This is a genomic window from Desulfocurvus sp., assembly GCF_023230885.1.
Classification (GTDB): Bacteria; Desulfobacterota; Desulfovibrionia; order Desulfovibrionales; family Desulfovibrionaceae; genus Desulfocurvus.
The window spans coordinates 1-7,874 of the sequence record NZ_JALNWM010000167.1; the positions used below are offsets into that span (position 1 = coordinate 1).

The following is a 7,874-nucleotide window of genomic DNA, read 5'->3' on the forward strand; positions in this document are numbered from 1 at the left end:
CGCCCCGCGCCCCGCGCCCCGCGCCCCGCGCCCCGCGCCCCGCGCCCGCGCCCGTCCGTCCTTTGCCTGGTTATGGGCGTGTGGCCAGGCCCATGAGGGCGTAGGCCAGCCGGGCGGCGGTGAAGTCGGGGCCGTGCAGGCCGGGGATCGGCGCCAGTTCCACCACATCGCAGCCCACGAGGGTCCGGCCCTGGGTGATGTTGTCCAGCAGCCACATGGCCTGGTGCCAAGACAGGCCGCCGGGCACGGGGGTGCCGGTGCTGGGCATGAGGGCGGGGTCCAGGCCGTCCACGTCGAAGGTGACGTAGATGCGTGGGGGGAAGTCTGGCGGCAGGACGGGGGTTCGGGGTGGTGCCAGGGGCAGGTCCGGGCCGTCGATGCGTCCGATGGCCAGGGCTTCGCGCAGGTCGTGTTCGTCGCGGCACAGGGCGCGCACGCCGATTTGGAACAGGGGCAGGCCCAGGTCCAGGGCGCGGCGCATGACGCAGGCGTGGCTCAGGCGCGAGTCCTGGTAGGAGTCGCGCAGGTCGGCGTGGGCGTCGAACTGGACCACGCCGAAGGGTTGGGCGGACCCCAGGGTGCGGTGCAGGGCGGCCAGTGCGCCCAGGGTCACGGTATGTTCGCCGCCCAGGAGCACGGGCAGTGCGCCTGCGTCCAGGGTTTGGCCGACGGCGGTTTCGATGCGCGCGAGGACGGCCTCGGCGGTGCCGGAGCAGTCGATGGCGGCGCGGGTGTGGATGCCTGCGCGGGCGGGTTCGCCTTGGCCGTCCCACAGTTCGAGCTGGCTGGAGGCGGCGAGGATGGCGGCCGGGCCGTTGGCGGTGCCGCCGCCGTAGGACACGCTGGCCTCGAAGGGTGCGGGGATGACGTGCAGGCGGCAGTCCCGGGCGGCGGGGCGGCCGATCTCCTCTTCCAGGAAGCCGGGCATGGCGGTCATGGGCGCTCCGTGTGGCGGCCTAGGACAGGCGGCTTTTGAAGTCCTGGTAGCCGAAGCGGCGCACGGTTTCGAAGCGGTCCTGCCCGGGGTGGTAGAGCAGGATGGATGGCAGGCGCACGCCGTTGAAGGTGGTGGTCTTGACCATAGTGTAGTGGGCCATGTCGGTGAAGACCAGGCGGTCGCCGGTGGCGGGGGGGGTGTCGAAGGAGTAGTCCCCGGCCATGTCGCCCGCCAGGCAGGAGGGGCCGCCGAGGCCCACGGTGTGGGCCTTTTCCCCGGGCTGGCCCGCGCCGACGACGTGGGGCCGGTAGGGCCCTTCGAGCACGTCGGGCATGTGGCAGGGCACGGCGGTGTCCATGATGGCCACGGGCCGGGCGCCGCCGGGCACGACATCGAGCACGCTGGTCACCAGGTAGCCCGCGTTGAGGACCACGGCCTCGCCGGGTTCCAGGTAGACGCGCAGCCCCCGCCGGGCGCGGAAGTCGCGCACCAGGTCCACCAGCCGCCCGCGGTCGTAGTCGGCGCGGGTGATGTGGTGCCCGCCGCCGAAGTTCACATAATCCAGGCCGGGGAGCAGGTCGGCGAATTTGTTTTCGAAGGCGGCCAGGGTCCGTTCCAGGGGTTGCGCGTTTTGTTCGCACAGGGTGTGGAAGTGCAGGCCCGAGAGGCCGCGCACGTCGTCCGGCCCTATGTCGGCCCGGCGGGCGCCCAGGCGCGAGCCCGGGCCGCAGGGGTCGTAGAGCGGGTTGGCGCCTTCGGAGTGTTCGGGGTTCACGCGCAGGCCGAAGTGCAGGCTCCGGCCCAGGCGTGCGGCCTCGGCCCGGGCCACGGGTTCCAGGGTCCGGCGCTGGGCCGGGGAGTTGAAGACAAGGTGGTCGGCGGTGGCGGCCAGGTCGAGCACGTCGGCCCGGGAGAAGGCGGCGGCGAAGGCGTGGACCTCGCCGCCGAACTCCTCGCGGCCCAGGCGCGCCTCGTGGGGCGAGCTGGCGCAGACCCCGCCGAGGGTTTCGCGCAGCGCGGGGAAGACCCGGAACATGGAGAAGGCCTTGAGGGCCAGCAGGATGGTCGCCCCCGAGCGGGCCTGCACGTCGGCCAGCACGGCCAGGTTGTCGGCCAGCAGCCCCAGGTCCAGCACATAGGCGGGGGTTTCGGGCACGCGGGCGGGGTCGAAGCGGACCTGGGTGCGGCCGTCCATGTGGCTAGAGCTCCCTTGCGACCCAGGGCAGGCCGTGGGCGCCCAGGGCGGCCATGAACGGGTCGGGGTCGAGCTGCTCCATGTTGAACACGCCCGCGCCGGTCCAGGCGCCGGTGAGCATCATCTTGGCGCCGATCATGGCCGGGACGCCGGTGGTGTAGCTGATGGCCTGGGAGCCGACCTCGCGGAAGGCCTCCTCGTGGTCGCAGATATTGTAGATGTAGACGGTCTTCTCGCGTCCGTCCTTGACGCCGCGCATGAGGCAGCCGATGCAGGTGCGGCCCTTGGTCAGGGGGCCCAGGGAGCCGGGGTCGGGCAGCACGGCCTTGAGGAACTGGAGGGGCACGATCTGCCGGCCCTGGTAGTCCACGGCATCGATGCGGGTCATGCCCACGTTTTCGAGGACCTTGAGGTGGTTCAGGTAGTTGTCGGAGAAGGTCATCCAGAAGCGGGCCCGGCGCAGGCCGCGCAGGTTGCGCACCAGGGATTCCAGCTCCTCGTGGTACATGAGGAAGCACTTCTTGGCCCCGATGCCTTCGGGGAAGTCGTAGGTCATGGACCAGGACAGGGGGTCGGTTTCCACCCATTCCCCGCGTTCCCAGTAGCGGCCCCGGGCGGTGACCTCGCGGATGTTGATCTCGGGGTTGAAGTTGGTGGCGAAGGGCTGGCCGTGGTCGCCCGCGTTGCAGTCGATGATGTCCAGGACGTGGATCTCGTCGAAGAGGTGCTTCTGGGCGTAGGCGCAGAAGACGTTGGTCACGCCGGGGTCGAAGCCCGAGCCGAGCAGGGCCATGAGCCCGGCCTGGCGGAAGCGGTCCTGGTAGGCCCACTGCCACTTGTATTCGAATTTCGCCTCATCCGGGGGCTCGTAGTTGGCGGTGTCCAGGTAGTTGGTGCCCGTTTCGAGGCAGGCGTCCATGATGTGCAGGTCCTGGTAGGGCAGGGCCACGTTGAGCACCAGGTCGGGGCCGAAGCTTTTGATGAGCGCCGTCAGTTCGGGCACGTTGTCGGCGTCCACCTGCGCGGTGCGGATGGGCCGGGGCAGTTTGGCGGCGATGGCGTCGCACTTGGCCTTGGTGCGGCTGGCGAGCATGATCTCGCCGAAGACCTCGGGCACCTGGGCGCACTTGTGCGCCACCACCTGGCCGACGCCGCCGGCGCCGATGATGAGAACCTTCTTCATGGGATCCTCCCTGGGGTCGAGGTTAGCGGTAGAGGTAGGTGTAGCCCCGCATGCAGCGCTCGTAGGCCTTCATGATGTAGTAGCGCTCCTGGGGGGTTATGTTGCCGTCGCGCACGCCCTGTTCGGCCAGCAGGCGGAAGCTCTCGACCACATGCTTGGGGTCGTATTCCACATAGGAGAGCACGTCGGACACGCTGTCGCCTTCGAGCTCGCGCACGATGTCGAAGGTGCCGTCGGGGTTGATGCGCACCGAGACGACGTTGGTGTCGCCGAAGAGGTTGTGCAGGTCGCCCAGGGTCTCCTGGTAGGCGCCCACGAGGAAGGCGCCCAGGTAGTAGGGGCGGTCGTCCTCCAGGGGGTGCAGTTCCAGCACGCGCTTGACGCCCCGGGTATCGATGAAGCGGTCGATCTTGCCGTCGCAGTCGCAGGTGATGTCGGCCAGGAAGGCGTGTTCCGTGGGCTGCTCGTCGAGCCGGTGCACGGGCATGATGGGGAAGAGGTGGTCGATGGCCCAGGCGTCGGGCAGGGACTGGAACACGCTCATGTTGCAATAGTAGATGCTGGCCAGGGACAAGGCAACGTCTTCCATCCAGCGCGGCGGGTTCTTCACGTCTTCCAGCATGTCGGCGATGTTGCGCATGATGGCCCAGAAGATGGTTTCGCCCATGGCCCGCTCGCGCAGGGTGCAGCGGCCCAGGCGGAACATCTGGCGCACCTCGTCGCGGTAGTAGATGGCGTCGTTGTAGCACTCCTGGACGTTCTTGACCGTGAGGGAGCGGTGGGTCTCCCAGAGGTTGTGGATGGGCTCGGGGTAGTCCTCGGGCACGGCGGCGGGCACGGGGCGGCTTTCCAGGCGGCTCACGTCGAGCACGTCGAAGAGCAGCACCGAATAGTAGGCCACGGTGGCCCGGCCCGATTCGGTGACGATGTGCGGGTGGGGCATGCCGTGCTCGTCCATCTCGCTCATCACCGACTCCACGATGTCGGCGCAGTATTCCTCCAGGGTATAGTTGCGGCTGCTCTCGAAGTTGGTGTGCGAGCCGTCGTAGTCCACGGCCAGGCCGCCGCCCAGGTCCAGGTAGCCCATGGCGCAGCCTTCGCCCACCAGTTCGGCGTACATGCGGCAGGCCTCGTGCACGGCGGTGCGGATGTCGCGGATGTTGGGGATCTGGGAGCCGAGGTGGAAGTGCAGCAGGCGCAGGCAGTCGAGCATGTCCTCCGCGCGCAGGGCGTCCACCACCTCCACGACCTCGGCGGGGGACAGGCCGAAGATGGACAGGTCGCCGGCGGATTCGGCCCAGTGGCCGCCCACCTGGGCGCTGACCTTGGTGCGCACGCCCAGGCGGGGCCGCACGCCCAGGGCCTTGGAGCGCTCGAGGATCAGTTGCAGCTCGCCGGGCATCTCCATGACCAGGAAGCAGTTGAAGCCCATCTTGGTGGCGTACAGGGCCAGGTCCACGAAATCGCGGTCCTTGTAGCCGTTGCAGACCAGGCATGCCTCGCGGTCGGACAGGTAGGCCAGGGCGGCGATGAGCTCGGCCTTGGAGCCGACCTCCAGGCCGTGGTGGTAGCGCGAGCCGAACTGGGCGATCTCCTCCACCACCTGCTGCTGCTGGTTGACCTTGACGGGGAACACGCCGCGGTATTCGCCGCGGTAGCCCAGGGAGGCAATGGCCGCGCGGAAGGTCTCGTGGAGCAGGGATATCTGCGAGTCGAGGATGTTCTCCACGCGCAGCAGCACGGGCAGCTCCAGGCCGCGTTCCTTGAGGCCGTCGATGATCTGCGGCACGCTGACGCGCACGCCGTTGCCCGGCGAGGGCACCAGCACGAGGTCGCCGTTCTCGGCCACGTCGAAATAGCCACCGCTCCAGTTGCGGATGCCGTAGAGGTCGGCGGACCGTTCGGCGGACCACTTCTCCAGGGGGCGCTTGCTCATGGGGGATTCCCCTCCTCGCCATCCGCGCGGGACGCGGACCTGAACTTTGCCGGGCCCGGTGGGACCCAGGGAAAGGGCTGCGCGGCGAGAGGGATCGAGGATCTTGGGCCACACGCAGCCGAGGGGTTTACCTAGATTCCATCGCTTGCGGCGTCAATGAAAAAAATCGGCGCCGCCCCGGGGCCCTGCGGCCCGGAAGCGCCGGCAGGCGACAGGGGCGGGCGCCGCCCGCGGGCGGGGGAGGGCGCCGGGCGATGTGCCGGACGGTGCCGGACCAGGGCCGGGCGAGGGCCGGAGGGGACGCCGGGCGGAGCCGGGCAGGCGCGGGCCGGGCGGGCCCCGCCCGGGGGCCGGTTGACAAGCGCCGGGCTTTGGCGTTTGCTTCCACGTTTGCGCGGCAACGATGAAACGACGAGGAGGCAGGCTATGGACGACATCCGCAGGGTCCGGCCCGAGGTCGAGGATTTCGAGGCCTACAGCCCGGGGCTGACCATCGACGAGATCAAGGCCCGCTTCGGCCTGGACGCGGTGATCAAGATGGCCTCCAACGAAAACCCCCTGGGCACCTCGCCGGTGGTGCAAAAGGTGCTGTGCGACAAGGCGGGCCTGGCCTTCCGCTATGCCCAGGCCGGTACGCCCCGGCTGGCGGCGGCCATTGCCGGGCACCACGGCCTGCCCGCCGGGCGGGTGGTGGCGGGCAACGGCTCCGACGAGATCATCGACCTGCTCATCCGCGTGAAGGCCCGGCCCGGGCGCGACAATATCATCGCCTTCAAGCCCTGCTTCGCCATGTACCGGCTCCAGGCCCGGCTGTGCGGGGTGGAGTTCCGCCAGGCGCCCCTGGGCCCCGGGTTCAGCTTCGACCCCGACGCCCTGCTGGCCCTGGCCGACGAGAACACGGCCATCTGCTTCGTGACCACGCCGGACAACCCCTCGGGCTACGCCCCGCCCGTGGCCGTGCTGGAGCGGCTGGCCCGCGAGCTGCCGCCGCAGTGTCTGCTGGTGCTCGACGAGGCGTACATGGACTTCGCCGAGCCGCAGGAGGCCTATTCCCTGCTGCCCCGGCTGGAGGAGTTCCCGCGCGTGGCGGTTCTGCGCACGTTCTCCAAGATGTACGGGCTGGCCGGGCTGCGCCTGGGCTACGGGCTGCTGCCCGAGTGGCTGGCGGACTACTGCCTGCGGGTGAAGCCGCCCTTTTCGGTGAACATCCTGGCCGAGGAGGCCGGGCTCGCGGCCCTGCGGGACGACGATTTCGTGCGCGCCACGCGCGAGGCCGTGCGCCGGGGGCGGGAGTTCCTGGCCCGCGAGCTGGGCGCCCTGGGCTGCACGGTGTGGCCGTCGCAGGCCAATTTCTTCATCATGGATCTGCCCGCGGGCGCGGCCCTGGACGCCAAGGGCGTCTTCGAGGCCCTGCTGGCGCGCGGGATCATCCTGCGGCCCCTGGCCAGCTACGGCCTGGCGGCCTCGCTGCGCGTGAGCGTGGGCAACGAGCAGGAAAACGCGGCCCTGGTGCGCGCGCTGGCCGAGGTGCTGGCATGAGCGCGCCGCGTATCGTGACCCTGGACGGCCCGGCGGGCGTGGGCAAGACAACCCTGGCCCGGCGCGTGGCCGAGGCCCTGGGGCTGGCCTATCTGGACACGGGGGCCATGTTCCGCGCCACGGCCCTGGCCCTTGGCCCCGGCGCCCGCGAGCTGCCCGGGGCCGGGCTGCGCGCCCGGCTGGAGGGGCTGGCCTTCGGGCTGGAGGGCAGGGGCGCGGCCTCGGCGCTGCGCCTGAACGGGCGGCCCGTGGGCGAGGAGATCCGCACCGAGCAGGTGGGCATGCTGGCTTCGGACGTGGCGACCCTGCCCGAGGTGCGCGAGTTCCTCAAGGCCGCCCAGCGCGCCGTGGGCCGGGCCACGGCCCTGGTGGCCGAGGGGCGCGACATGGGCACGGTGGTCTTTCCCGAGGCGGCGCACAAGTTCTTCCTGGACGCCGCCCCCGAGATCCGCGCCCGGCGGCGCTGCGAGCAGCTGCGGGCCCTGGGCGCCCCGGCGGACCTGGACGCCGTCACCGCACAGATCCGCGCCCGCGACCACCAGGACCGCACCCGCGCCGTGGCCCCCCTGCGCCCGGCGGAGGACGCCCTGGTCATCGACACCGGCCCCCTGGACATCGACGGCGTGTTCGCGGCCATCATGGCGGCCCTGGGCCGGAGCTGACCCCGCCCCCGGGCCGCGCCGCGCGCGTTCCGGGAATGACGACATCCCCTTGCGGCTCCGGGCTGGCACCTGCCCCGACGGCCCCGTCCGGGGGCCGGGGCCCCCTTGCGACCCCGGGCGGGGCGCCGATCCGGGGTCGCCCGGCCTGGCGCCCCGTGCGGCCCTGTGCGGCTGCCGCCCCTTTTCCCGTGCCGCGCGCGGAGCAGGGGCGCCTGTGTCCCGCCGCGCGACCCCGCCGTCCCGCGCCGCAGCCCGGCGGACGCGGGGGTCCGGGGCGCGCGGGCTGTCCCCGACCCGGCCGGGGCCGTGGCCCGTCCCGCCGGGCCGCCCCGGCAGCGCGCCCGCCCGGCCTCGCCCTGTACCGCTTCCCGCGTCCGCCCCGCATCCGCCCCGTTCCGGCCCGCATCGGTCCGCAGCGGCCC

General features: G+C 71.3%; 6 protein-coding genes. 2 read left to right on the top strand and 4 right to left on the bottom strand.

The window, feature by feature from the left end; genetic code table 11:
* Window positions 1-70: 70 nt before the first annotated feature.
* The 4 genes from speB to speA are packed head-to-tail and all read right to left on the bottom strand — an operon-like array spanning window position 71 to window position 5,251.
* Complete coding sequence (speB, locus tag M0P34_RS11705) at window positions 71-928, bottom strand: agmatinase (RefSeq protein WP_291499303.1); 858 nt, start codon at window positions 926-928, stop codon at window positions 71-73.
* A gap of 28 nt (window positions 929-956) precedes the next feature.
* Complete coding sequence (gene nspC / locus M0P34_RS11710; protein WP_291499294.1) at window positions 957-2,132, bottom strand: carboxynorspermidine decarboxylase; 1,176 nt, start codon at window positions 2,130-2,132, stop codon at window positions 957-959.
* Between the two features lie 4 nt (window positions 2,133-2,136).
* Window positions 2,137-3,315 (bottom strand): saccharopine dehydrogenase family protein, encoded by a 1,179-nt coding sequence (locus M0P34_RS11715; RefSeq protein WP_291499295.1) that lies wholly within the window; start codon window positions 3,313-3,315, stop codon window positions 2,137-2,139.
* Between the two features lie 22 nt (window positions 3,316-3,337).
* Window positions 3,338-5,251 (bottom strand): biosynthetic arginine decarboxylase, encoded by a 1,914-nt coding sequence (speA, locus tag M0P34_RS11720; RefSeq protein WP_291499297.1) that lies wholly within the window; start codon window positions 5,249-5,251, stop codon window positions 3,338-3,340.
* Window positions 5,252-5,677: 426 nt separating this feature from the next.
* On the opposite strand from speA, the gene hisC reads away from it, so the two are divergent.
* Window positions 5,678-6,790, top strand: coding sequence for a histidinol-phosphate transaminase (gene hisC / locus M0P34_RS11725; protein WP_291499299.1), 1,113 nt, complete (start codon window positions 5,678-5,680; stop codon window positions 6,788-6,790).
* The gene (cmk, locus tag M0P34_RS11730) at window positions 6,787-7,452 is read left to right on the top strand and encodes a (d)CMP kinase (RefSeq protein WP_291499301.1); all 666 of its coding nucleotides are present in this window, start codon (window positions 6,787-6,789) and stop codon (window positions 7,450-7,452) included. The genes hisC and cmk overlap by 4 nt, the downstream gene beginning before the upstream one ends.
* The last annotated feature ends 422 nt before the right edge of the window (window positions 7,453-7,874 follow it).